The organism is Stenotrophomonas sp. 89682_Sma (assembly GCF_056481405.1).
The window spans coordinates 2,193,967-2,218,400 of the sequence record NZ_CM151147.1; the positions used below are offsets into that span (position 1 = coordinate 2,193,967).

At 65.7% G+C, this 24,434-nt stretch carries 22 protein-coding genes; 5 read left to right on the top strand and 17 right to left on the bottom strand.

The annotated features are described in order from the left end of the window. Positions 1–97: 97 nt before the first annotated feature. Both ACZK29_RS10200 and ACZK29_RS10205 read right to left on the bottom strand, forming a co-directional pair. Positions 98–1,870, bottom strand: a complete 1,773-nt coding sequence (locus ACZK29_RS10200) for an EAL domain-containing protein (RefSeq protein ID WP_478448848.1) — start codon at positions 1,868–1,870, stop codon at positions 98–100. A 4-nt stretch (positions 1,871–1,874) separates the two neighbouring features. Next, positions 1,875–3,977 carry a sensor histidine kinase gene (locus ACZK29_RS10205; protein ID WP_478448850.1) on the bottom strand — a complete coding sequence of 701 codons (2,103 nt, stop codon included), beginning with the start codon at positions 3,975–3,977 and terminating at the stop codon, positions 1,875–1,877. A gap of 131 nt (positions 3,978–4,108) precedes the next feature. On the opposite strand from ACZK29_RS10205, the gene ACZK29_RS10210 reads away from it, so the two are divergent. Then, complete coding sequence (locus tag ACZK29_RS10210) at positions 4,109–6,868, top strand: bifunctional diguanylate cyclase/phosphodiesterase (protein WP_478447005.1); 2,760 nt, start codon at positions 4,109–4,111, stop codon at positions 6,866–6,868. A gap of 230 nt (positions 6,869–7,098) precedes the next feature. Here the strand turns inward: ACZK29_RS10210 and ACZK29_RS10215 are convergent, their stop codons facing one another. The 10 genes from ACZK29_RS10215 to ACZK29_RS10260 all read right to left on the bottom strand — a co-directional run bounded on the left by ACZK29_RS10215 (position 7,099) and on the right by ACZK29_RS10260 (position 14,614). Next, complete coding sequence (locus ACZK29_RS10215; RefSeq protein ID WP_478447006.1) at positions 7,099–8,274, bottom strand: GAD-like domain-containing protein; 1,176 nt, start codon at positions 8,272–8,274, stop codon at positions 7,099–7,101. Between the two features lie 86 nt (positions 8,275–8,360). Further along, positions 8,361–8,906, bottom strand: coding sequence for an Imm26 family immunity protein (locus tag ACZK29_RS10220; RefSeq protein WP_164146402.1), 546 nt, complete (start codon positions 8,904–8,906; stop codon positions 8,361–8,363). 143 nt (positions 8,907–9,049) lie between these two features. Beyond that, a complete protein-coding gene (locus ACZK29_RS10225; protein WP_164146403.1) occupies positions 9,050–9,556 on the bottom strand; it encodes a hypothetical protein in 507 nt (168 codons plus the stop codon). A 107-nt stretch (positions 9,557–9,663) separates the two neighbouring features. Then, on the bottom strand, positions 9,664–10,128 hold the full coding sequence (locus ACZK29_RS10230; protein WP_164146404.1) for a hypothetical protein: 465 nt from the start codon (positions 10,126–10,128) through the stop codon (positions 9,664–9,666). Positions 10,129–10,262: 134 nt separating this feature from the next. After that, positions 10,263–10,478 (bottom strand): hypothetical protein, encoded by a 216-nt coding sequence (locus ACZK29_RS10235; RefSeq protein WP_005409586.1) that lies wholly within the window; start codon positions 10,476–10,478, stop codon positions 10,263–10,265. Between the two features lie 98 nt (positions 10,479–10,576). Next, positions 10,577–11,767, bottom strand: coding sequence for a methyl-accepting chemotaxis protein (locus tag ACZK29_RS10240; protein ID WP_478447007.1), 1,191 nt, complete (start codon positions 11,765–11,767; stop codon positions 10,577–10,579). Between the two features lie 163 nt (positions 11,768–11,930). After that, positions 11,931–12,545 (bottom strand): high frequency lysogenization protein HflD, encoded by a 615-nt coding sequence (gene hflD / locus ACZK29_RS10245; RefSeq protein WP_111202652.1) that lies wholly within the window; start codon positions 12,543–12,545, stop codon positions 11,931–11,933. After that, a complete protein-coding gene (mnmA, locus tag ACZK29_RS10250; protein WP_111202651.1) occupies positions 12,542–13,684 on the bottom strand; it encodes a tRNA 2-thiouridine(34) synthase MnmA in 1,143 nt (380 codons plus the stop codon). Before mnmA ends, hflD begins: the two co-directional genes overlap by 4 nt. Next, the gene (locus ACZK29_RS10255; RefSeq protein ID WP_111202650.1) at positions 13,681–14,142 is read right to left on the bottom strand and encodes an NUDIX hydrolase; all 462 of its coding nucleotides are present in this window, start codon (positions 14,140–14,142) and stop codon (positions 13,681–13,683) included. The genes mnmA and ACZK29_RS10255 overlap by 4 nt, the downstream gene beginning before the upstream one ends. 1 nt (position 14,143) lies before the next feature. Then, entirely contained in the window at positions 14,144–14,614 is a 471-nt protein-coding gene (locus tag ACZK29_RS10260; RefSeq protein WP_111202649.1) for a hypothetical protein, read from the bottom strand. Between the two features lie 112 nt (positions 14,615–14,726). Here ACZK29_RS10260 and clpS point away from each other — a divergent pair, with 112 nt between their 5' ends. Next, on the top strand, positions 14,727–15,053 hold the full coding sequence (gene clpS, locus ACZK29_RS10265) for an ATP-dependent Clp protease adapter ClpS (protein WP_005409592.1): 327 nt from the start codon (positions 14,727–14,729) through the stop codon (positions 15,051–15,053). Positions 15,054–15,187: 134 nt separating this feature from the next. Here the strand turns inward: clpS and ACZK29_RS10270 are convergent, their stop codons facing one another. Then, positions 15,188–16,000 (bottom strand): APH(6) family putative aminoglycoside O-phosphotransferase, encoded by an 813-nt coding sequence (locus ACZK29_RS10270; protein ID WP_164146406.1) that lies wholly within the window; start codon positions 15,998–16,000, stop codon positions 15,188–15,190. Positions 16,001–16,138: 138 nt separating this feature from the next. Here ACZK29_RS10270 and clpA point away from each other — a divergent pair, with 138 nt between their 5' ends. Next, positions 16,139–18,424, top strand: a complete 2,286-nt coding sequence (clpA, locus tag ACZK29_RS10275; RefSeq protein WP_111202647.1) for an ATP-dependent Clp protease ATP-binding subunit ClpA — start codon at positions 16,139–16,141, stop codon at positions 18,422–18,424. Between the two features lie 74 nt (positions 18,425–18,498). On the opposite strand, the gene ACZK29_RS10280 is transcribed toward clpA, so the two are convergent. From ACZK29_RS10280 to aat, 3 genes are all read right to left on the bottom strand, one after another. Further along, positions 18,499–18,882, bottom strand: coding sequence for a hypothetical protein (locus tag ACZK29_RS10280; RefSeq protein WP_049432224.1), 384 nt, complete (start codon positions 18,880–18,882; stop codon positions 18,499–18,501). A gap of 201 nt (positions 18,883–19,083) precedes the next feature. Further along, a complete protein-coding gene (gene infA / locus ACZK29_RS10285) occupies positions 19,084–19,302 on the bottom strand; it encodes a translation initiation factor IF-1 (RefSeq protein ID WP_005409596.1) in 219 nt (72 codons plus the stop codon). An 86-nt stretch (positions 19,303–19,388) separates the two neighbouring features. Continuing rightward, on the bottom strand, positions 19,389–20,129 hold the full coding sequence (gene aat, locus ACZK29_RS10290) for a leucyl/phenylalanyl-tRNA--protein transferase (RefSeq protein ID WP_164146444.1): 741 nt from the start codon (positions 20,127–20,129) through the stop codon (positions 19,389–19,391). Between the two features lie 71 nt (positions 20,130–20,200). On the opposite strand from aat, the gene ACZK29_RS10295 reads away from it, so the two are divergent. After that, positions 20,201–21,469, top strand: coding sequence for a hypothetical protein (locus ACZK29_RS10295; protein WP_164146407.1), 1,269 nt, complete (start codon positions 20,201–20,203; stop codon positions 21,467–21,469). 124 nt (positions 21,470–21,593) lie between these two features. Here the strand turns inward: ACZK29_RS10295 and ACZK29_RS10300 are convergent, their stop codons facing one another. Then, on the bottom strand, positions 21,594–22,718 hold the full coding sequence (locus ACZK29_RS10300; RefSeq protein ID WP_111202644.1) for a GNAT family N-acetyltransferase: 1,125 nt from the start codon (positions 22,716–22,718) through the stop codon (positions 21,594–21,596). Between the two features lie 177 nt (positions 22,719–22,895). Here ACZK29_RS10300 and ACZK29_RS10305 point away from each other — a divergent pair, with 177 nt between their 5' ends. Next, a complete protein-coding gene (locus tag ACZK29_RS10305; RefSeq protein ID WP_239503925.1) occupies positions 22,896–24,404 on the top strand; it encodes an N-acetylmuramoyl-L-alanine amidase family protein in 1,509 nt (502 codons plus the stop codon). The last annotated feature ends 30 nt before the right edge of the window (positions 24,405–24,434 follow it).

Sequence of the window (24,434 nt, forward strand, 5' to 3'; positions counted from 1 at the left end):
GTCGACTCGTGCGCAGCGCGGTTTTTTTAGAGACTCCACGAAGAGCAGTCGACTGACAGTCGACTCTACCCCCGATCCGCATTTCCCCTGCCGGCCCTCACCGCAGCGGCCGGTCCTCACCTGCATCCCCGGTTTCCACCGGCGCCGGACCGGCGTTGCTGCGCCGCTGCTCTTCGTAGGTGCGGAACGCCTGGTGGATGTGCTTGCGCAGCTCGTCGTCGTTCCAGGGCTTGGTCAGGAAGCGGTAGATCGCACCACGGTTGATCGCGTCGGTTACCGTGTTCAGATCGGTATAACCGGACAGCACCAGGCGGATCGTGTCCGGGTACAGCATCTTCACCCGGCCCAGGAACTCGGTGCCGCTCATGTCGCTCATGCGCTGGTCGGACAGGATCACCTGCACGTCGTTGATCGCCAGCAGGTCGAATGCATCGCGCACGTTGCCAGCGGCCAGGATGCGGTAGCCATCGCGCCGGAACAGGCGAACCAGCGAGCGCAGCACGTTCTCCTCGTCGTCCAGCAGCAGCAGTGTGCGGTCCGGGCGGGTCTCGGCGAAGGCTTCCGGGCGCAGGTAGCGGCGGCGCAGGGTCATGCCGGCGGCATCGGCCGACATCGGTTCGCCGAACAGGTAGCCCTGGAACACGTCGCAGTCGTTGCGGCGCAGGAAGCCCAGCTGCGCCTGCGATTCCACGCCGTTGGCAATGACCGTCATGCCCAGCTGGTGGCCCATGGCGATGATCGCGCGTGCGATGGCTGCCTCGCGGTTGCCGGCTGGCGCACTCTTGATGAAACTGCGGTCGATCTTCAGCTTGTCCACCGGGTAACGCACCAGCGCACTGAGGCTGGAATCGCCGGTGCCGAAGTTGTCCAGGCTCAGGCTGATGCCTTCGTTGCGCAGGTTGGCCAGTGTCTCGTGCACGAAATTGACATTGTTGGTCAGCGCGCTTTCGTTGATCTCCAGCGTCAGCATCTGTGCCGGCACGCCCGCGGCCTGGATCAGGCCCATCACTTCAGCGAAGAAGTTCGGCCGCAGCAGCTGCAGGGTGGAGACGTTCACGGCAATGGTGAAGTCGTCGAAGCCCTGGTCGCGCCACAGGCGGGCCTGCTTGAGCGCGCCCTCCAGCACCCAGGTGCCGATCTGCACGATGATGCCCAGCCGCTCGGCGGTGCGCATGAAGCGCTCCGGTACCAGCATGCCCAGCGTGGGGGACTGCCAGCGCAGCAGCGCCTCCATGCCCACCACATGGCCGTCGCGGGCACTGACCAGCGGCTGGTAGCGAAGCTTCAGCTCACCGTTGGGGATCGCGTCGACGATCTGGCGCGCGATGATGCTCTCGCTGTGCGCGCTCGGCGGGGTATCCACTGCATGGATGCGCACCGCGTTTCCACCTTCGCGGGCCGCCTGGTACAGCGCATCCTCGGCGTGGTCGAGCAGTCGCGAGGCGTTACTGGCGTGTTCCGGGCACAGGCTCACCCCCAGCTTGCCGGTCATGAACAGCGTGTACGGCAGCACCGACAGGGGCAACTCCATCTGTTGCCGGATCTCCTCGGCGAAGTCCTCCGGCAGCGGCACGTCGGCGTTGCGCGGGACCGCGATCAGGAACTCGTCGCTGCCATGCCGCCACAGTTTGCCGCGACCCCGCAGGTAGGACTGCAGCCGCTGCGCCACCAGCACCAGCGCCTGGTCACCCACCTCGGCGCTCATGTTCTCGTTGACTGAAGCGAAGTGGTCGATGTCGACGTGCATCAGCATCAGCGCGGTGCCGCCGGAGGCCGCTTCGGCGACCATCGCCTGCAGCTCGGGGTTGCCGGCACCGAGGCGATCGGGTGCATCATCGATGCTGACCGGCGGCTGGTTGGGATTCCACATAGGCTCAGTATTCCGGTGACTCAACGGCGGCCATGCTGGCCGCCTGGTAGGGGAGGTGAACGTCGATCAGGGTGCCTTCGCCATGTGCGGACTCGATGCGCACATGGCCGCCGACACTCTGCGCGCGCTCGCGCATCACGATCAGGCCCAGGCCGCGCGGGCCGTCCGGGTCGAAACCTTCGCCGTCGTCGCGGATCTGCAGGTGCAGGCTGCGCTTGCCGATGTCGCGCAGTTGCAGGTGTACCTGGCTCGCGCGCGCGTGCCGCAGCACGTTGGTCAGGCTCTCCTGTGCGATGCGGAAGCAGGCCTGTTCGATGCTGTTGTCGGGGCGATGAGGCAGGGGTTCGATCTCGGCCAGCAGCTCCACCTGCGAAGAACGGAACAGCACCCGTGCCTGCCAGCTGAGGGCCGCTTCCAGGCCCAGCGCGTCCAGCTGCGGAGGGCGCAGCAGGGTGGAGATGTCGCGCAGCTTGGCTACCGTGGTGTCGGCCAGGCTGACGATCTGTGCCAGGTCCTCGGCGCGGCGCTGCGGATCGTGCTCGTCCTGCGCGGCATGGGCGGACAATTTGATCGCCGTGATCGCCTGGCCGATGTCGTCGTGCAGATCGCGCGAGATCGCGCGGCGCTCGTCTTCCTGCAGCGAGAACAGGCGGCCGGCCATCGCCTGCAGTTCGCGGTTGCTGGTTTCCAGTGCACTGCGCGTCCGTTCGGAATCACTCAGGTCGCGCACGATCAGCAGCTTGCAGTCGCGGCCACCATAGCGGACCTCGCCCACCGCCAGGCCGGCATGGAAGCTGCGGCCGTCGGCGCGCTGCATGGCCACCACGCTGCTGTGGCCGGGGCCCAGGTGTGGTTGCCCGGCGCGCAGCTGGCCGCGGACGCGGATCAGGTCACCGGCAGCGACCAGTGCCGACAGCGGCTCACCCAGCAGGGTGTGGCTGCCATAGCCGAACAGGCTGGCCGCCCAGGCGTTGGCGTACAACACGTGCTCGTCGGAGAGGATCACCACGCCATCGGGCAGTACCCGCACCAGCTCGCGGAACTGTTCCTCGCGCTCGCGCAGCAGGCGTCGCGATTGCTCGCGTTCGGTCACGTCCTGCAGGGTACCCAGTACGCGGCTGCGGCCGGACTCATCGACACCACTGGCGGCACGCAGGTGCACCATCAGGGCGCGGCCGTCCATCGACAGCAGGGGCAGCAGTACGTCCACCTGCACCGGATCACCCGAGCAGAGGTCGGCCAGCAGCTGTTCGGTCTGCGTGGCGGTGGCGGGGTCGGCGGGCACCAGCAGCTCGTCGAAGCGGTGCCAGCGGCGGGCTTCCGGCGGCCGGCGGCCAAGCAGGCGGTAGACCTGGTTGGAATAGCGGCCCATGCCGGTGGATGGATCCAGTTCCCAGGCGCCGATGCGCGCCAGTTCGTGGGCTTCCTCGACCCGGGCCAGCGCCTGGTCGCGGCGCAGCTGGGCCAGGTCTTCCGCGGTGCGGTCGATGGCGATCAGCAACCGGGCATTGTGGCCGTCATAGCTGATGGCGTTGGAGCGCAGTTCCATCTGCCGCAGCGAGCCGTCGCGCAGCTGCAGCTGCGTCCGCAGGATGCACAGCTCCTCGGGTGCTTCGCGGATCGCCTCCAGCTTGGTCTGCAGTGCTTGGTCGTGGCCGGGTGGCCACAGCGCGTCGATGGTCTGCTCCAGCAGTTCATCGCGCTCCCAGCCGAACGCACTGCAGGCCGCCGGATTCGCGTCGAGGATCGCCAGCGTGTCCAGGTCGTAGACCAGGATCGGGCCGGGGTTGCCCTCGAACATCTGCCGCAGGCGCAGCTCGGACGCCTGTTGGCGCGCATGGGTGTGCAGCACATGCTCGGCCAGCGGCCGCAGCAGCAGGTACAGCAGGCCGGCACTTGCCAGCGCGAAGAACGAGCCCTTCACGCTCTGCCACATCGCTGCCTGCTGCGGATCCGGCACCAGTGCCTGCACGGCACTGTCGGAGGCGATCATCCAGGCCAATGCCATCACCAGGTAGCTCAGCACCACCCGCCGCCGGTCGCGGCTGAGCGCCTGCGCCATCCGCGGGTCGGGAACTGGGGCGTTGCCGGTCGGTTCTGCAGGCATGGACGGGCTGGATGAAAGGGGCGCCGGCCATCTTACCGCGCAGGTGCGCCCTGACCACTCAATTATCCGCCGCAGGCGCCGTTAACCACTGCGTGCCCCGCTGACGGGCGTGTCATCCGGAGCAAGATCGCGTGGACCAAGGGATCATCGCCAGCCTGCTGCAGCACCCGCTTGCGTCGGCGCTGGTCATCGTCGACCGCACGGGCCGCCCGCTGGCGGCCAATCCGGCTGCGCGCGAGCATGGCCTGCCGGCCACCGTGGCTGCCTATGCGCCGATGCTGGAGGATCTTCGCCTGATGGCGGCCGATGGCGGCATCGTGGCCTGCACGCTGCCGGGTGGCCCACATGGGCACTACGACGGCCACCTGCGCGCCGTGCACGATGGCGCCGGTAATCTGCTGGCCTTTACGCTGAGCATTCCCGAACCGGTGCCGCTTGGCGGCGGTGGGCGCTGGGAGCTGGCGCTGGACAGTGCCGGACACAGCCTCTGGGACTGGGACATTCCCAGCGACCGTGTGGTGCGCACCCCGGCGCTGGGCGACGAAACAGCCACCGAGATCCTGGCCCGCGTGCACAGCGAGGATATCGCCCAGGCGCGGGTCGCACTGGACGAGCATCTGCGTGGCTTGAGCGAGCAGTACAGCGCACAGTTCCGTTTCCGCCAGGCCGATGGCCAGTGGCGCTGGGTGCTGGATCGGGGCCGCGTGGTCGCGCGCACCGCCGATGGCCAGCCGTTGCGCATGGTCGGCACCCATACCGATATCGAACAGCAGAAGCAGCTGGAAGGGTTGCTTCAGGAACAGCAGCTGCACCTGAGCGAGGCCCAGCGCATCGCCAGCATGGGCAGCTGGTCGTTCGATCCCAACAGCGGTCACTTCTGGTGGTCGCCGGAGCTGCGTTCGCTGCTGGCGCTGGAGCAGGGCGCCGTGCCCGGCCAGCGCCGCTGGCTGAAGCAGCTGCACCCACGTTCACGTGGTGCGCTGCGCGCAGCCTGGCGACGGTTGTGGCGCGATGGACGCGCCGCCAATCTCGAGCTGGAACTGACCCGCGGCCATGAACCGTCGCAGCACCTGCGACTGTGGATGCAGCCGCTGCTGGACATGGACGGACAGCCCAAGCGGTTGCTCGGACAGGTGCAGAACATCACCGAGCAGCACCAGACCGATGCGCTGATCCGCTGGCGTACCGAGCTGCTCAACCGCGTCTCTGCGCTGGGCCGGATCGGCGGCTGCGAGATCGAGGTGAAGACCCGGCACATGCAGTGGACCGAGGAGTGCTATCGCATCCACGGCCTGCGCAAGGAACCGATCACCCTCGACCAGGCGCTGGCGTTGTACACCGAGGACTCACGCAACGCCTTCGAAGCGGCGTTGGGGCGCATCGCCAACGGCGGGCTGCCCGAGCAGCTGGACCTGTGCTTCTACCGCCAGTCCGGCCTGCGCGTCTGGGTGCAGGTGCTGATCGAGCTGGACCGCCGTGACGGCCTGCCGCCGCGCTTCGTGGTGCTGTTCCGTGACATCACCCGCGAACGCGAGGCCAACGAGCGCATCGAGCTGCTGGCCCATTACGATCTGCTCACTGGCCTGCCCAATCGCGTTCTGCTCGGCGAACAGACCGCCGAAGCCATCGAAGAAGCGCGCGACCGCGGCACCTCGCTGGCGATGCTGTTCATCGATCTGGACGGCTTCAAGACCATCAACGACAGCTTCGGCCATGCTACCGGCGATGCGCTGCTGAAGGCGGCCGCCACCCGGCTGCACCAGAACCTGCGCAACAACGATCTGTTCGGCCGCTTCAGTGGCGATGAATTCATCGTGGTGCTGCGTGACCTGGCCGAACCGGAGGATGCGGGACATGTCGCACGCAAACTGATCGCTTCGTTGGCCGAACCGTTGCGCCGGGGCGAAACCACCTTGAAGGTGGGCGCCAGTGTCGGCATCGCGATGCTGGGTGATGCGCAGACCGACTTCGATTCCCTGCTGCGTGCCGCCGATGCGGCGATGTACGCGGCCAAGGAAGCCGGCCGCAATACCTACCAGTACTACAGCCAGGACGCACTGGCCCGCATCCAGCGCAAGCTTGAGCTCGAGCATGCCCTGCACGGCGCCATCGAGCGCGAAGAGTTCAGCCTGGCCTACCAGCCGCTGCTGCATGCCCATCATGGCGAGCCGCCGGCGATCGAGGCGCTGTTGCGCTGGCACCGCCCCGGGATCGGCTACTGCAGCCCGGCCGAGTTCATCCCCATTGCCGAAAAATGCGGCGAGATCGTGCGGATCGGCGACTGGGTGCTGAATGAGGCCTGCCGCCAGGCAACCGCCTGGGACCGCGCCGGTCTGCGTTTCGACCGCATTGCGGTGAATGTTTCTGCGGTACAGCTGCGAGACCGCGGCTTTGCCGAGCGCGTGATCGAAATCTGCCACGCCCATGGCTGGCCACCGCAGCGGCTGGAGCTGGAGCTGACCGAGTCGGCGTTGATTCGTGACACCGACGTGCTGCGGCATTGCTTCGACGTGCTGGAACGGCACGGCGTACCGCTGGCGGTGGATGACTTCGGTACCGGCTTCTCCAACCTCAACTACCTCAACCGATTCCCGGTGGGCCGCCTGAAGATCGACCGCAGTTTCGTGCAGGGCATGCTGCACGATTCGGGTACGGCCGAAGTGACCCAGGCCATCGTGCACCTGGGCCACGCGTTGGGCATGAAGGTGGTGGCCGAGGGCGTGGAAACGCACCAGGAAGAGGACATGCTGCGCCGCCAGGGCTGCGACGAGATCCAGGGCTACCTGTACTCGCGACCGCTAAGCCCGCGCGACCTGGCGCAGTGGCTGCGCCAGCCGCAGCCGGTTTCGCTGCGCACCGATGCCAGCGGCGAAGCGATGCTGGTGCGCTGACGATCTGCGCTGGCAGATGCCGGCCCGGTGTGGCCTGACTCTGGTGCGCTCAGCTCTGGTAGGTGCCGACCGTTGGTCGGCACGGATGCATGTACCTCGCGATCATCCACGCATGGCGTGGATCTACTTGCAGCACCTGCAGTGGCGAGTGCCGGAGCCTGCCACGGTGGGTGCCGACCGTTGGTCGGCGCCGATGCCAGAGATCGCGACCAGCAATGAACGGCGCGGGTTTACCTGTCTTCAGCATCAGACCGCAAGGACCGTCTTGCTGCTGTCTGCTTGGCGAGTGACTTCAATTCAGCGAGACGATCCCGCTTGACCAGGTGCGCTGCCTGCCAGCCACCTTCAACAACCGAGGGTGAGAAGCTGTAGATCTCGTTGGGACCCAGGTGGCCCAGTAAATCGAGTGCGCGTGCGTACAGGGGCTGCTCGTCATCGTCGGTGGCATCGAGATCGGGCGCATCCAGGACGTGCAGCAGGAACTCCAGTTTCCAGTTGCGTTCAGTCGCGTCGGCAGTGGCTGCTACATCCGAGTCCGCCGAAACCTGTCCGCTGTGCGGGTCGATGCTGATATGCATGGAGGTGTTCTCTCCACACAAGAACATCTGGCCGAAAGGAGTCACCGCATAGGCATGGAACCGATCAGCACCCTCCATCGGAGTGCCCTGCAGGAAGGCTGCGACAACCCCTGAGTACAGGTGCGGATCGACCAAGATGAGCCTGTCGTCGCGATAGCGTGCGAACCCGTCGCGTCGCCACAGCGCCAGCAGCAGGTCGGGCAGCACGCCCTTCCATGAGGCAAGAGTCGCCTCGGAGAGCGCCTCGCCCCGGGAGCTCGCACTGAAGCTCTCCATGAACGCCCTGGTTTCAAAGCTTGATTCCTGCGCTTCGATGCCTGGTTCCACCAACGCATTCCTCCCGGCGTCGAATGGCAGATAATCCAGGAATGTCAGCATTCGCTCGGCCTGTGTGGCTTCCTTGTTCGCCTCCTGAGTTGAGATGATGGCCGCTGTGTTTCCAGAGACGAGCAACAATGTTCCCGCCGAAAGGCTTTGCCAGGGCTCGTTCAGCACCAGATAGCGCTCGGGTGCCTCGTCTACATCCGCGTCCAGGATGATGACCTGTGGACCATCCTTCACACACCCGGCGGAGATCTCGACAGTTGCATCGGTCACACCTGCATCAGGATCGGTCACATCTACAGGTGCGGAGTAGGGCTGTTGAAACTCGCCGAAGGACTGGAGCGCTTGGTGAAGGGCGAGCAGGGAGTCGGGATCTACGGCAAGCGGTTCTGAAGCAACCGGGAGCTGCAAAGCGAGTGAAAGGCAGAGGGCGGCGCTGGTCATCGGGCTGATCTGAACCGGAATCGGCCCTTTACGATGAAGGACCGAGCGCTCACGATCCATGCAAACAATCCGAAAATCGTGAGTCGCGGGGCATCATCCACGCATGGCAATACGGCTCTGGCCGGACCGGGCCGTGGCCAAGTTGATCAGAACTGGTGCGACCAGCTCTTGCTCCCTGAAGCCCGAAAGGCATCAAATGACAACCAGAATTTGAAGCTGGTCAATGCGATGAGAGGCTCAAGAGTCATTGCCGCCTCGTCCGGAATGGGCTGCTCATCTGACCCCATGGCGTTGATCTTTTTCCAGTTCCTCTCCCCTCCATAGCAGAAGAAGTAACTTTCAAAGCGAGATATGTCACCCGTTTCCAGTTTGCCAATGACTCGCCAGTCACCATGGTCGTCAACCTTCCGGTCAAATATCGCGTAGCTGTCAAGAATGATTGGGGGGATGCTCACCTTGGCTTGGGCTTGCTGCAGCTCGCTCTTACCTATTTCAGGCGCGTGTCTGCATACATCGAAGATCTGTACGCAGTGGCCTACAAGTGCCTTCGATATGATCTGCCCGAAGTAGAACGCCCCATCATTGCGAGTAAAGCAGAACACGTCGCCTGGTCGAATGAACCGAAGCATGGTTCGGCGCTTCCTGGTCCAGCCATTGAGCGATTCACTGGCGGTCTCACTTTCCTTCTTCATGCTCTTGCGTGCTGGCGTCGCCATGGCTTCTGCCTTGTCGTTCGGCTCCAAGGAAGTCGAGTGTTGAGGGTGGCCGTGGCAGGGTCCATGCAAACAATCCGAAAATCGTGAGTCGCGGGGCATCATCCACGCATGGCGTGGATCTACCTCGAAAATTCCGCCTTCAACTGCATGCGCAGCGTCTCGACAATGGCCGCATAGCGCCGCTTCTGCACCAGATAGCTGGCCAGGAACAGCGGCAGCACCAGCAGCATGGGCGCCACCATCGGGCGCATCGCCACCAGTGGCAACAGCAGCAGCGACAGCATCGCCACGAACCAGCTGCACAGGCCGATCACCCGCACCTCGTGCCGCCGTGCGTTGAGCACGATGCGTCCACGCATCACCGGGAAGTAGCGCAGGCCGAAGCTCGGCGCGAAGCTCTCGCGGAACGCCATGCTGCCATCGGGCAGCGCATGGAAGGCCAGCCGCAGCCACTTGTCCTGCGGCAGGTCACGCTCCAGGCTACCCAGCGAGAGCCGGGCCTGTATTGCCGGTGACGCCGCAATGCGTTCGTTGAACAGGGTGATGCCCCAGCTGAAATAGCCGGCTACCCAGGCCATCAGGAGGACGTTCTCCAACAGCAGGAGTGCGATCAGGGCGATGGCCATCGGTCTTCCATGGACGGGACCGGGCAATCATGCCATGGGCAGCCGTGGCCACCCCCGCGGGGGGCGAGTCCGTGCAGCAGGTCATGCGTTTCTCGGGTCGACTTGGGTCAATCTTCTTCGGTGAGATCGCTTAGGTCCAGGATCTGCGGATCAACGCTGCTGGCTACGATGCTCCTGATCAGCCCCGGGCGGCGGCGAAGCGAGTAGGCGCGAATCGCATGGATGGGACTGAATTCACACAAGGGGTAGCGTGAGTGCCCCATGATGACGGGCCTGTTGAAGTGGATGTCCTTAGGGTCATCAAGTGGCAGGGCCCACTTCCCGCCGTGTAGCAGCCTGACGGTCTCCCCTAGATATCGGGCGAACACGACCCTCAGGGAGTCCCGCTCGTCCTCAGATAGCGTGGCTGCCATCAAGTCATGGAGGCGTTCCAGCCTGTCGAGGCTTTCGGGGCTGCCATCCAGTTCAATGCCATGCGTTTGAGCCTGCGCGACCAGCCATTCTATCTGGCCGTCCATCAGCATAAGGAATTGCTCAAAAGCCTCGCGGGCTTCTTCCAGATTGAACGTCATGCGGAGGCCAGAGAGACAGGGGGAGTGGGCAGTGTGTCCTCGTCCCCTTCCTCAGGCTATGCAACAAATCCTAAAAGGCGACAGGCAAAGCAGAGGTGCAGATATCGCGGCGGCCATCCACGCAGGACTTGGATCTACTTCAGGGCTTCGCCATCCAGCCCGAGATCCCAGGCCAGGCCCAGCAGCGCCTCGTCCGCCCGCGACGGGGCGGGGCGCGCGTCCGCCAGCTGCTGCAGTTCGCGGATCTCTTCGCGGGCGACCTCTTCCAGCTGCTGCAGCTGCTCACGCACGCTCGCGTTGCGCGGGCGCTCGGTATCGGTGAGGGAGGGCAGGGCGCGGATCAGGGTCATGGTGCGGGTACAGGATGCATCCAACGGCGGGTCACAGGCAAAGGCCCCGGACGAACCGGGGCCTTGCGGGCTGCCGGCGAGGGCAGCGGACATCAGGATCAGAACAGCTCGACGGTGCCGGCGCCCATGTTCTGCTGGGCAACCGGCTTGTGCGGCGGGCGTTCCCACTCGCTGCGCAGTTCGCGCAGGCGGCTGCCGGTGCGCTGCAGGGCGGTGGCGATCTCTTCGTCGAATACGCCGCCATTGCGGTGCAGCAGTTCCTGCAGGGCCACCGCTTCGCGGTTGATCGCGGTCAGGCGGTCCAGGTGGGTGTGCACGCCGCCCAGCGCCTGGGTGGCGATGTCCTCGAACTGCAGGGCGCGCACGGCTTCGGCCACGCTGCCATCGATCGAACGGGCGCACTCGGACACTTCGCGCATGCCGTCACCCAGCGAGGCGTTGATCTGCGCGACGTTGTCGAGCATCGCCGCCGCTTCCTGGCGCGCTTCGCGGGAGCGGTCCATGTCACGCGAGGCCATGTGCGAGACCGTCTCGCGCACCTTGGCGATGGCGTCCTTGGAGCTGTGTGCCAGCTTGCGGATCTGCTCGTTGAAGGTGGTCGAGCGCTCGGACAGGTTGCGCACTTCGTCGGCGACCACCGCGAAGCCACGACCGGCTTCACCGGCACGTGCCGCTTCAATGGCAGCGTTCAGGGCCAGCAGGTTGGTCTGGTCGGCGATCGACTTGACGTCTTCCAGCAGCGCGAAGATGCCATCCAGGTGCTGCGCCATCTGGTCGATGTGCTGCACGGTGGTGCTGCTCTGGCCGCTCACCTGTTCCAACGCTTCGACCAGCTGTTCCATGCGGTGGCTGGCGTGCTGGGCGAAACGGGCAACGTCGAGGCCGGCATTGCCTTCGTCACCGGCGCGGTCGACGATGCGCGACAGGGCCTGGCTCTGCTGGCGCGACTTGCGGTTCATCGCATCGAAGCTGCCACCGAGGCTGGAGACGGCCTGGCGGATCAGGTCACGGGCGCGTTCCACTTCGCCGCGCGAACCCTCGATCTCGTTGCCGACGAAATTGCGCAGTTCGGTCAGCAGCTGGTCCTGCTCACGCAGGACACGGGCGTGTTCCGGGGAACGGTGTGCCTGGGCGCGGGTGGTCCACCACGCAAAGCCGAGCCAGCTCAGCGTCATCGTGGTCAGGATCGCCCAGCGCAGGGCGGCCGGCCATTCGAAACCGATGGCGAAGGGGAGCAGCAGGGTCAGAGCCAGGGGGGCGGCCAGACGGATGAAAATGCGTGAGTACATGGACGTTCTCGGGAGGTGCACGGAGGATGTATCGGCCGTACCCCCTTTCTCTTTAACGTCGATGTGCCTCGAAGTGCATTCTGAATGCGCCGGTTTTCCGGCGCCTTGGCGGCTTCGGGGTCGGAGCCCTTTCCGTGCCGGGAGGGGATCCGACCCCCGGGGCTCAGGCCAGCTGCCGGTCCACGGCCTCGATCATCGCCTTGCGGCTGAACAGGAAGTCCCAGTAGCTGCCGCCCAGCTGCCGCCACAACACCGCAGCGCGCACCGCGGCCAGCAGCAGGGCGCGGATCTCGGCCACCACGCCGGCCTGGCCCAGGTAGTGCGGGTTGCCCTGCACCATCACCCGCGGCTTGAGGTGGCTGATGGTGTCCGCGTACAGGCCGCCCAGGTTGGCCAGCACATCCGGATGGCCGCTGTCGCCCAGCTCAGTGGCCTGGCGCTGGGCGCGCTCGATGCCCGAGGCGACCTTGTTCACGGTGGCGCCGTCCTGCACGAAGCGGCGCTCCAATTGCAGCACCGACAGGGCCAGCTTGGGCAGGATCGGGTCCTGGCCCTGGCTGCGGAAGTAGTTGTGCAGCAGGCGCAGGCCAGCCTTCAGTGCATGACGGTCACCGAACACCTCCTGCGGCGAGGACGCATCGACACGGAACACGCTGTCCACGGCGGTGCGCACGGCGGCGGCGTCGGAATGGCCGGTATCGGCGATGCGGCGTACCTGCTGCAGGGCCTGGGCAATGCCGGCCAGGGCCAGGACGCGGTCGTCGACAGTGAAACTCATGCAGCGATTACCTCAAAAGGGGAAGGGGTGGTGCGCAGGCGCTGTTCCAGCGGCGCATCGGTGGCGGCGATCACCGCGCCACCCAGGCACACCTCACCGTCATACAGCACCAGTGATTGACCGGGGGTAACGGCGCGCTGCGGGCGCGCGAAGGTGACCAGCAGGCTGCCATCGTCCAGCACCTCGACCGTGCACGGCTCGTCGGGCTGGCGGTAGCGGGTCTGGGCGGTGCATTCGAAGCGCCGCGCCGGCGGCGAGCCGGCAATCCAGTGCGCGGTTTCCGAACGCAGGCGGTCGGACAGCATCCACTTGCTGTCGCGGTCCTGGTCCACATACAGCACGTTGCTGGCCACATCCTTGCCGACCACGTACCACGGTGCGGCCGGGCGGCCGCGCACGCCGCCGATGTTCAGGCCCTCGCGCTGGCCGAGGGTGAAATAGAACACGCCCGGATGTTCGGCGATGACGCTGCCGTCGGCCGGGTCGAGGATCTGGCCAGGCTTGGCCGGCAGGTAGCGGCCGAGGAACTCGCGGAAGTCGCGCTCGCCGATGAAACAGATGCCGGTGGAGTCCTTCTTGGCGTGGGTCGGCAGGCTGACATCGCGCGCGATCCGACGCAGGTCGGTCTTTTCCAGGTCGCCGATCGGGAACAGGGTCGCCGACAGCTGTTCCTGGCCCAGCTGGTGCAGGAAGTAACTCTGGTCCTTGGAGCGGTCGGCGCCGCGCAGCAGCAGCCACTGGTGGCCGCGCTGGGTCACTCGCGCGTAATGGCCGGTGGCGATGCGCTCGGCGCCCAGCTCGCGCGCGGCATCCAGGAAATGCTTGAACTTCACTTCGCGGTTGCACAGCACGTCCGGGTTCGGCGTGCGGCCGGCGGCGTACTCGGCCAGGAAGTGTTCGAACACGCCCTGCCAGTACTCGCTGGAGAAATCGCGGAAGTGGAACGGGATGCCCAGCAGGCCGCAGACGGCCACCGCATCGCGGCGGTCGTCCTCGGCGCGGCAGTCGCCGCTGCCGTCGTCGGCCCAGTTCTGCATGAACAGGCCGGCCACGGCCTCGCCCTGCTGTACCAGGCGCCAGGCGGCGACCGAGGAGTCGACACCACCAGAGACGCCCACCATCACGCGCGGAGTGCTCATGCGACCTCCCGGACCAGCGAAAGCGGGTGGCGCTGGCCACCCAGGTAATCGGCCACCACCTGCCAGACCAGCGGGCTGCGCTGGCGTTCGCCGGCGGCCCGCAGCTCGGCCGGGGTCAGCCACAGCGCGCGGTCGATGCCGGTGTCCAGCGGCTGCGCCGGGTCATGCGAGACCGGGCGCGCCGCGTAGCAGAAGCGCAGGAAGGCCGTGCCGTCGCCGGCCGTCCACTGGTAGCAGCCGATGAAATGGGTCAGCTGCACCGTCCAGCCGGTTTCCTCGCGGGTCTCGCGCAGGGCTGCCTCGGCCAGGCTTTCGCCGGGCTCGAGGTGGCCAGCCGGCTGGTTGAGCACCTGCCGGCCGTCAATGGTCTCTTCAACCAGCAGCACGCGGCCGCCGTCGACCACCACGGTGGCGACGGTGGCGTGCGGTGCCCAGCGCGGGTCCGGCGTGGCGTTCAACTCAGAAGTCGTCCTTCTTGGTCAGTTCCAGCTCCATGGCGTCGGCGGTGCGGATGGCCGCATCGATGGCGTCGCTGAGCTGGTCGGCAGTGGCATCGGCGTCGATCTTGACCACGAACATGGCGGTGGTGTCCTGCTTTACCCAGCCGCCCATCTTGGCATCCTGCGAATCTTCCAGCAGGCGGTTGGCCACGGCCACCGGGAACTGCTTGGTCTTGGTGCTGTAAGCGGGCGACCAGATCTCGCGGATGTTGTGGGTGCCGAAATCCTCCACCGCCGAACGCACATAGACCATCTGGGTGCGGTCACCCTCGACGTCGAAGACCATGCGATAGTCGCCGTCCTCATCGACTTCGTAGGTGTAGCCCAGCTTGTCCAGGTGGCGGGCCACGGCCTTGTCGGCGTCTGCTGCGGCGACGGAGCCGGATGCAGCCAGGGCGATCAGCAGGGTGGAGAGAAGGGTCCTTTTCATGAAGATCCTGTGAAACATTACTGAGAGAGGGTGCAATTGTGACGGCGGGCGTGCGTGCCGTCCAATCTGCGGCGGGCCGACGCAGGCTCGCCCGAGCCTCTATAATGGCCCGATGCCCCATGAGTCTTCCCCCGATTCCCAGCACGAGCACGGCGTCGCCGTAGAGGCCGCGCGCCCGGAAGTGGCGCCGCCGCCGTTCTACCAGGTGATGCTGCTCAACGACGACTACACCCCGATGGATTTCGTGGTGGACGTCCTGCAGCAGTTCTTCAGCATGGACCTGGACAAGGCCACGCAGGTGATGCTGCACGTCCATACCCGCGGCCGCGGCGTGTGCGGGGTGTTCACCCGCGAAGTGGCCGAGACCAAGGTCGCCCAGGTCAACGAGTACTCGCGGATGAACCAGCACCCGCTGCTGTGCACGATGGAAAAGGCCTGACCGGCTGGCGATTCTCGTCCGGGTACACCGATTCCGGAAGATTGTAGAGCCGAGCCCGCGCTCGGCTGCTGCTCACCCAGGCATCCAGATCTCTGCCAACGGCAGCCGAGCGCAGGCTCGGCTCTACAGCTGGGTCACCCCTCCGCCAACGCCTCCAGCGCCATACGCGCCACTGCCTCGTCGACCTCGGCGGGGTCGCCGTCATCCCGGAACCAGACCGCCGACAATCCCGTACTGGCCGCGATCCAGCGCAGCAGGCGCGGTCGTTCCAGCGCCGCCAGCGCACTGACCTGTTCAAGACGGGCCGCAAACCGTTCCGCGCGCGTCGCGACATGGATGCCGGGACCGCACAGGTCCGGGTTGCTGAACAGTGTGGTGTAGTCGAAGGCCCGGTCGCCCAGCAGCCGTTTCGGGTCGATCGCCAGCCAGCCGCGCGCGCCGAAATCCAGCACGTTGTCGTGGTGCAGGTCGCCGTGCAGCGGCCGGATCTCCTGTTCGTCACGCAGCAGCCCCTCCGCCAGTGATCTGCACTGTTCCAGCAGTGGCGGCAGGACAGCCCTTGGCTGCAGCAGGTCGGCGAACCATGTACGCAGGCAGACCAGTTCCCCTGGCGGCGCGCTCCGTGGCCGGTGCAGCCGCTGCAGGACCTGGCACAGGATCGCGGTGCAGGCGTCATCGTCGCCCTCGATCGAGCGTTGCCGCAGCGAGTCACCGCGGGCACGCTCGATCAGGATCGCAGGCCCCTCGTGGGCCAGCAGGCGGGCGGCGCCATCGCCGTTCCACCAGCGTAGCAGGCGATGACTGTTCTGCTCCTCGGTCTCGCTGCTGATCTTCAGCATCGCTGGCTCGCCCGCAGCGGTCAGCACCGGCCAGAGCCGGGCGTGGGGCGTACGGAGTGCCGGGCCATCACGCCGCAATCGCCAGCGGCTCAGGTAGGGTTCGCTCATGCTGGGCGGGCTGTCCTGGAGTGAATGAAGATCAAGCGATGTGTACTGCTAACGCCATCTGAACGCAGCAATCCGCTAGGGTGATGGAAAACGTGTAGTCAGGCCGCATATTGTCCCCATCTGCCGCCGGAGTAATCCATGTTCAGCAAAGACCTCGAACACACCATCGGCCAGTGCTACAAGCGCGCCCGTGAGGCCCGGCATGAGTTCATGACGGTCGAACACCTGCTGCTGGCACTGCTCGACAACCCGTCTGCCCAGGCTGTACTGAAGGCCTGTGGTGCCGACGCCGAACGCCTGCGCCAGGAGCTGGAGCAGGCCATCGAGGCCTCCGTGTCCCGCCTGGCCGAGGATGACGGCCGCGATACCCAGCCGACGCTGGGCTTCCAGCGCGTGCTGCAGCGGGCCGTGTACCACGTGCAGTCCTCGGGCAAGAAGGAGGTCACCGGCGCCAACGTGCTGGTCGCCATCTTCGGCGAAAAGGACTCCCACGCCGTCTATTACCTCAACCAGCAGGACGTGACCCGGCTGGATGTGGTCAATTACCTGTCCCATGGCATCGCCAAGCTGGGCGAGGAGGGCGAGCAGCCGTCTTCGTCCTCGGAAGGCGAGAGCCGCATGGAAGGCGGGGAGGGCGAGCCCAAGGGGGATGCCCTGACCGAGTTCGCCAGCAACCTCAACGACCAGGCCCGGGCAGGCCGCATCGACCCGCTGGTCGGCCGTGCCGACGAAATCGAGCGCACCATCCAGGTCCTGTGCCGCCGTCGCAAGAACAACCCGCTGTACGTGGGTGAGGCCGGCGTGGGCAAGACGGCCATCGCCGAAGGCCTGGCCCGTCGCATCATCGAAGGTTCGGTGCCCGACGTGCTGGCCGACGCGGTGATCTACTCGCTCGACCTGGGCGCACTGGTAGCCGGTACCAAGTACCGTGGTGACTTCGAGAAGCGCCTGAAGAGCGTGCTGACGGCACTGAAGAAGGTGCCCAACGCGGTGCTGTTCATCGACGAGATCCACACCATCATCGGTGCCGGTTCGGCGTCGGGCGGCACCATGGATGCGTCCAACCTGATCAAGCCGGCGCTGGCCTCCGGCGAGCTGCGCTGCATCGGCTCGACCACCTTCCAGGAATACCGCGGCATCTTCGAGAAGGACCGGGCACTGGCCCGCCGCTTCCAGAAGATCGACATCGTCGAGCCGACGGTGGGCGAGACCTACGAGATCCTGCAGGGCCTGAAGTCCAAGTACGAGCTGCATCACGGCGTGACCTACTCCGACGAGGCCCTGCAGGCCGCAGTGGACCTGTCGGTGAAGCACATCGGCGACCGCCTGCTGCCGGACAAGGCCATCGACGTGATCGATGAGGCCGGTGCCCGCCAGCGCCTGCTGCCCGAAGGGCAGCGCAAGGAGCTGATCGACGTCGAGGAGGTCGAGGCGATCGTGGCCAAGATGGCGCGCATCCCGGCCAAGCAGGTCAGTGCCACCGACAAGGATGTGCTGCAGCACCTGGAGCGCAACCTGAAGATGGTGATCTTCGGCCAGGACCCGGCCATCGAGACGCTGTCCTCGGCGATCAAGCTGGCCCGTTCGGGCCTGGGCAACCCGGAAAAGCCGATCGGCAACTTCCTGTTCGCCGGCCCGACCGGTGTGGGCAAGACCGAAGTGACCAAGCAGCTGGCGCTGCAGCTGGGCATCGAGCTGGTCCGCTTCGACATGTCCGAGTACATGGAGCCGCATTCGATCAGTCGCCTGATCGGTGCCCCTCCGGGCTACGTCGGCTTCGACCAGGGCGGCCTGCTGACCGAGAAGATCGTCAAGACGCCGCACTGCGTGCTGCTGCTGGACGAGATCGAGAAGGCGCACCCGGACATCTTCAACATCCTGTTGCAGGTGATGGACCGCGGCGTGCTGACCGATACCAACGGTCGTGAGGCCAACTTCAAGAACGTGGTGCTGGTGATGACCACCAATGCCGGCGCGGCGCAGGCCTCGCGGCGTTCGATCGGCTTCACCAAGCAGGACCATGCCACCGACGCGATGGAGACCATCCGCCGCAGCTTCACCCCGGAATTCCGCAACCGCCTCGATGCGGTGGTGCAGTTCCAGGCGCTGGGCTTCGAGCACATCCTGCGCGTGGTGGACAAGTTCCTGATCGAGCTGGAGATGCTGCTGCAGGAGAAGCACGTCAGCCTGTCGGCAACCCCGACCGCGCGCGACTGGCTGGCCCACCACGGTTTCGACCCGCTGATGGGTGCTCGCCCGATGGCCCGCGTCATCCAGGACAAGGTCAAGCGCCCGCTGGCCGACGAGCTGCTGTTCGGCAAGCTGGTCAACGGCGGCAAGGTCAGTATCGACGTGCGCGACGACGAGCTGGTGGTCGAGACCCAGGCCGAGCCGGAGCGCCTGTTGCCGGTGACGGTGGAGTAGCTCTACGCGGGCCTGCGCCCGATACGGGAAGGGACAAGGGCGGCTTCGGCCGCCCTTGTTGCATGTACCACAACTCAACGCCCCTGCTGTGCCAGCCGCCTGAAGGTTGCCGCGTCGATCGGCTCGATCCGGGTCACAGTGCAGTGGTTGCTGTCTGTCTTCAGCGTACTGCGGGCGTCACCGCAGATCCGTTCAGGGGTGCTGGGGGTGAAGAAGACGTAGCTGGCCGAGGCGGCAGCGCCCAGGCAGCGCTTCTGCAGATGCACCCGATAGTGGCTGTCACCGTCGCGCAGCAGCACCTCGCGTTCCGTGCTGGAAGGGCGGATATCGCGATTGGCGCCGAGAGCGATGCACTCGGATGCATTGGAGGGCTTTGTGGGTTCAGCGGCGAATGCCGCCAGGGGCAGGCTGACCAGCAGAACTGCCGGCAGCAGGACGTGCGGGAGCAGGGCGTTCATGGTCGGGCGGGGGTGGCGATCCGGACTGGATCGGATCCCACGATGCCGCGGCGGCTGCAAGCGCGAATCTGCCGCAAGCAGGGCTGACCGACGCCACGGTGAGCTCGGTCACGGTGACCTCCGGCAGGGCCGGATTCCGGACATGACAAAAGGCCAGCAACCAGGGCTGGCCTTGTCGAAATGGCGCCAGGCGCCGACCGCTTACTTCATGCGGTAGGTGATACGGCCCTTGGTCAGGTCGTACGGGGTCATTTCAACCTTGACCCGGTCACCGGTGAGGATGCGGATGTAGTTCTTGCGCATGCGGCCGGAGATATGGGCGATGATTTCGTGCCCATTTTCCAGGCGAACGCGGAAAGTGGTGTTCGGCAGCGTCTCGCTGACGGTGCCCTCGAACTCGATGGAATCGTCTTTCGACATGTAGTCCTGTGCGGTTCAGAAAACGGCCACGCTGGGCCTAAGGCGCAGTATTTTACGCGTGACGGCGCCAGCTTGCAAAGTTTGTGTTAACCCCCGGCCAAACCCCGTGCTGGCAAGCGCCCGACCGCCTGGGTCCATGGGCCTTCCCGGCCGTCACCGCGCACGGCCCGGCGCACGTGCTGCAGGAATTCCGCGCGCGGAAGGTGCTCGGCACCCATCCGCAACAGGTGCGGATTCTCCACCTGGGCATCGATCAGCTCCCAGTCCCAGCCGTTAAGCGTGGATGCCAGCGCCGCTAGCGCGATCTTGGAGCCGCCGCTGCCACCACTGAACATGCTCTCGCCAAAGAACATCGACCCGATCGCGACCCCGTAGATGCCACCAACCAGGGTCTGCCGGTCCCAGACTTCGAACGAATGGGCGAAGCCCAGGTCGTGCAGCTGGCTGTAGGCCTCGACCATCGCCGGGCTGATCCAGGTGCCGTCCTGGCCGGGCCGCGGTGCCGCCGCACAGGCACGCATCACGCGGCTGAAGGCGGTGTCGGCGGTGACCTCCCACGTACTGCTCCGCAACTGGCGGCGGAAGCGGCTGGACAGGTGCACGCCACCGGTGCGGAACACCACGCGTGGGTCCGGTGACCACCACAGGATCGGCTCGCCCTCGCTGAACCACGGAAAGATGCCACCAGCGTAGGCATTGAGCAGGCGCACCGGATGCAGGTCACCGCCGACGGCGAGCAGGCCATCAGGCTGGCGCAGCGCGGTCTCGGCCGGAGGAAAGGGGGCGTCCGGCGTATCGGCCAGGCGCCAGGGCAACTGGCGGGTCATGCCACCATTGTATTCGTCGTGGTGATCGGCGATGTCTGGCACCATCAGTTCCCGTCGGCAAGGAGCCCCGCATGAGTGAATCGATCAGTGCCATCCTCGATGTGCACGACACCCCGCGCACCCGCAACGACAGCCAGAACATGCTGCTGTCGCTGGCTGGCGAGGCGCCGGGTCAGCTGGGCGAACTGATCCGGGTTGCGCTGGCGCGGCGCTCACCGGCTTCGGCCTTTCTCGACATGGCGTTGGACCTGCTGCCCGATGAAGCGGTTGCGCCGGTCTGCGCCGAGGCCTGGCGCCGCTATCGCGACGGCGAGCGCGGTGAACTGCTGGCCAGCGTGATGGAGTTCGCCAGCTACCAGGCGCCGCAGGTGCTGCAGGATGACTGGGAGGCGTTGCTGGCGGTGGCCATTGAAGATGAGCTGCAGCTGGCCTCACAGGTATGGCGGGGCTTGCCCCCTGCCACTGCCGCGCATTGGGCACAGATCCTGGCCGAAGCCGATGATGATCGCGAAATGGCGCGGGCCAGGGCGTTGCTGTTGGCGGCACAGACCGGGAGCTACGCCACCGCGCGGGGCTACCTTGCCGACTGGGGTCGGCTGGATGCCGACGTGTGGGCGCATTGGGCCGGGGTTGCCGACGGGCCGCAGCCGCGACACCTGCATGACGAGCAGCCGCTGCATATCCGCTTCGGTCGTGAGCAGCATCGCGCGCAGCAGGCGGACGAGCCGAGGTGGCGCAAGCGTATCTGGCGCCTGCATCCAACCTGGAATGGCGGGCGGGTGCGTCACGTGGGCTGTATGGGAGGGCCGCTGGAGGCACAATGTGGCAGCTGCCATGCGCCGTTGCAGCGCCTGTTGCAGACCGATGCCGCCGCGCTGCAGCCGGGCGCAAAGGGTGAGATCACGCTGGGGCTGTGCCTGGATTGCTGTGGCTGGGAGGAGCCGCCCGTGCGTTTCTATCGCCATGACGCCGCTGGTCTGCCCGCCTGCCACCCGAGCCAGTACCGCGCAGTACCGGCCACGCCCAGCGACAGCGGTGACCTGATGCGCGCCGAAGTGGGCCTGGCCGTCATGGACAGCGCGCGCTGGCGGCAGCAGGACTGGGGGCAGTCCAATCATCGACAGAACCTGTCGCGCGTGGGTGGCGCGCCGAGCTGGGTGCAGAGTGCCTGGTACCCGGCGTGCATCGATTGCGGCGAGGAAATGCCGTTCGTGATGCAGCTGGACTCGACGCTGCCGACCACCGGTGGAGGCGCGCTGCTATGGGGTAGTGGCGGCATGCTCTACACGTTCTGGTGCGCGAAGTGCCGGGTGACCGGGCACTTCTGGCAGTGCACCTGAGCGGGGTGTCCTCACCATCGCTCTCGACTCTACGAATACGTGCGGCTCTCGCTATTGCTCTGGTAGGCGCCCACCTGGGTTGGCACGCTTTTCCCGGGGGCACCCAGGTCGCGAATGCTCGAGACTACGGCACTGCACGGAACGGCCCATGTCCCTGCAGCTCCTGCTGGTAGCGCCGCACATCGCGGCGCTCCTGCCGGCACCAGTCCTGCAGTGCTTCTGCAAAGTCCGCATCAGCCACCCAGTGCCGGCTGCGTACCAGCGTCGGCAGGAAGCCCCGCGCCAGCTTGTGCTCGCCCTGCGCGCCCGGCTCGAAACGGGTCAGCCCTTTGCGCAGGCAGTACTCGATACCCTGGTAATAACAGGCCTCGAAATGCAGGCCGGGCAGGGTGGCGCCGCCCCAGTAACGGCCATACAGCGTGTCTCCGCCACGCAGGCACAGCGCGCCGGCAATCGGTTCGCCGTCCTGTTCGGCCAGGAACAGCACCAGCCCGCGGCCCAATGAAATGGCCAGGTGGCGCAGGAAGGCCTCGGTCAGCGCGGGGGCGTTGCCGTATTCGAGGAAGGTCTGCAGATAGAAGCGGTACATCGCCTGCAGATCGGCGCGACTGGCGTCATCACCGTGCACAACGCGGAAGGTGATTCCCTGGCGGGTGACCTTGGCCCGTTCCTGGCGGATGTTCTTGCGGTGCTTGTGGTCCATCGCGCCGAGGAACTGCTCGAACGTGTACCACTCGCCCGGGTTCTGCCACTGGAACTGCACGTCTTCACGCAGCAGCCAGTCATCACCGAACAGCGCCTCGTCCACTGCGGTGTGGAAGTTGATATGGGCCGAGGACACGTCCAGCGTCGGCAGCGCATCGCGCAACGCCGACAGCAGCGCGGCGCGGTCTGAATCGTGACGGGCCAACAGCCGCGGCCCGGTGACCGGCGAGTACGGCACTGCGCCGAGCCATTTCGGGTAGTAGTCGCGGCCATGGCGCGCATAGGCGTTTGCCCAGGCGTGGTCGAACACGAACTCGCCGTGCGAGTTGGTCTTCAGGTAACCCGGAATGGCGCCCATCAGGCGGTCGCCTTCCCACAGGGTGAAGTGCCGGGGCTGCCAGCCCCAGTCCTCGCGCAGGCAGCCGTGTTGTTCCAGGCCCGAGAGGAAGGCGTGGCTGACGAAGGGGTTGCGGCCGTCGTGCAGGGCGTCCCAGTCGGTGGCGGCAATGGACTGCAGGGAGTCGAGGAAGCGGGGGGAGGGCATGGGGGAAGGATAGGGCAGGTGGAGTGCGAAAAGTATTGCCGCACTCGACTTGAGGATTATCCGAATTGGTCGAAATCGCGAGTCGGTTCAACGATGTAGCTGGGAGTTGGATAGGACATTCGATCTTCGCGCCCATCTGGCGCATACCCACATCGAAGGATTCGACATATGGAATGCATGCATGCTCTCCGTTGTTCTGCGTTTGCGCTGATCATTGCTGGCCTGGGCGCTGGGCCGGCAGCGATTGCTCGGCCCGTACAGGCGATCGAGAGTGATCCGGGGCTGGATCTGCTGCTGACGCGAGAGGCGCAGCGGATACTTGACGCACACCAGGTCCGAACGTCGCGGTCAACTCATGTGGTCGTAAATGCTTCGGTCGATCTGGAGCGTCAGCGACTGATCATTCGCTTCGGCCCCGGCATGTTGCCTGCGGAGGATGATCACTCGCTTGAGGAAATCGAGCAGTACATCCGGAGCTCGCTTGAGACTTATGCAATGAAATCCGGTGCGGGCGAGCTCCAGTCGGAGGTCCTGTACGAAGGAAGGCCCTACTGGGAGCACTTTCCAATCATGACTTCGGCACGATCTCAGTCATCGGATGCTTCGATGGCGAACTCGGTACTGGTCTCTGCAAGTCACGGTCTGGTTCGTGTACATCCTGGGTTGGAATGGGAGTTCCAGCGCCCCGCCATGAATGGCGTCCAGGAGGATCTGATCACCCCTGGCTATGCCGAAGAGCTGCAGCAGTTGATGGAAGAGCGCGGAGGACGGTTGGTCCACCGGGCGCGTCGCAATCAGGGCGACCTGCATCCAGAGTCCGGGCGGGCCTGGAGCGAAATGTCATCCAGATACCATCTCCGCGATCTGCTGCCGGATCGGCCGGATATCTGGAATCACTTTGCCAACAGCACGGCGACAGACAGGGAGGTTTCCGATGATATTCGTGCTCGGCCCTACTATGCGAATCATCTTGGTGCAGCGGGGTTGTTCAGCATTCACACGAATGCGGATGCCTCGGGTGCGGCTCGGGGAACGCGCGTCTATTACCATCCACGCAAGCCGAGTGATCAAAGGCTTGCCGACATGGTGCTCTGCTACATGCGCGAGCTCATTACGGCACAGGAGGGGTATGCAGACTTTCCTGTGGCTGCGGCTGGTGCAGCTGCCGGCCACGGCGAGAACGGTTTCGCGCAGATGCCATCCGTGGTTGTCGAAGTTGCCTTCCACACGAACCCAACCGATGCCGCAGCTTTGCTGGACCCGGCTTTTCGCACCGCCTCAATGAAGGGTGTCGAGAAAGGCTATCGGCTGTTCCGTGAAGGGGAGGGTTGCGTGCCGTTGAAGGTGGAGCCCATCCAGTCCATCGAGCTGTCCGCGGGGAGTTCGCGGCGCGTCGATGTGGTCTTTGAGGGCCACCCCCGATATCCGATTGATCTGGTCACCACCAATGTGGGCTGTCCGCCCGGATGGACCTGTACCGACGGCAAGGTCCACATCGCTGCACCGGACGAGAAGCCCAGTCAGATCATCATGAAGTGCGAGAACGCTGGCAGTGCCCCCTTGTTCTGGAACACGCAGGTGGTCGATGCCGATGGGGTGAAATCGCCGCCGGTCAGGCACAGGGTGCAGTGCATACGGCGACCGGGTGGATTGAGTGTTGCGGCGGCAGGGTTGGTTGGTCACTGAAGGCAAAAAGGCCGGCGCTTTCGCGTCGGC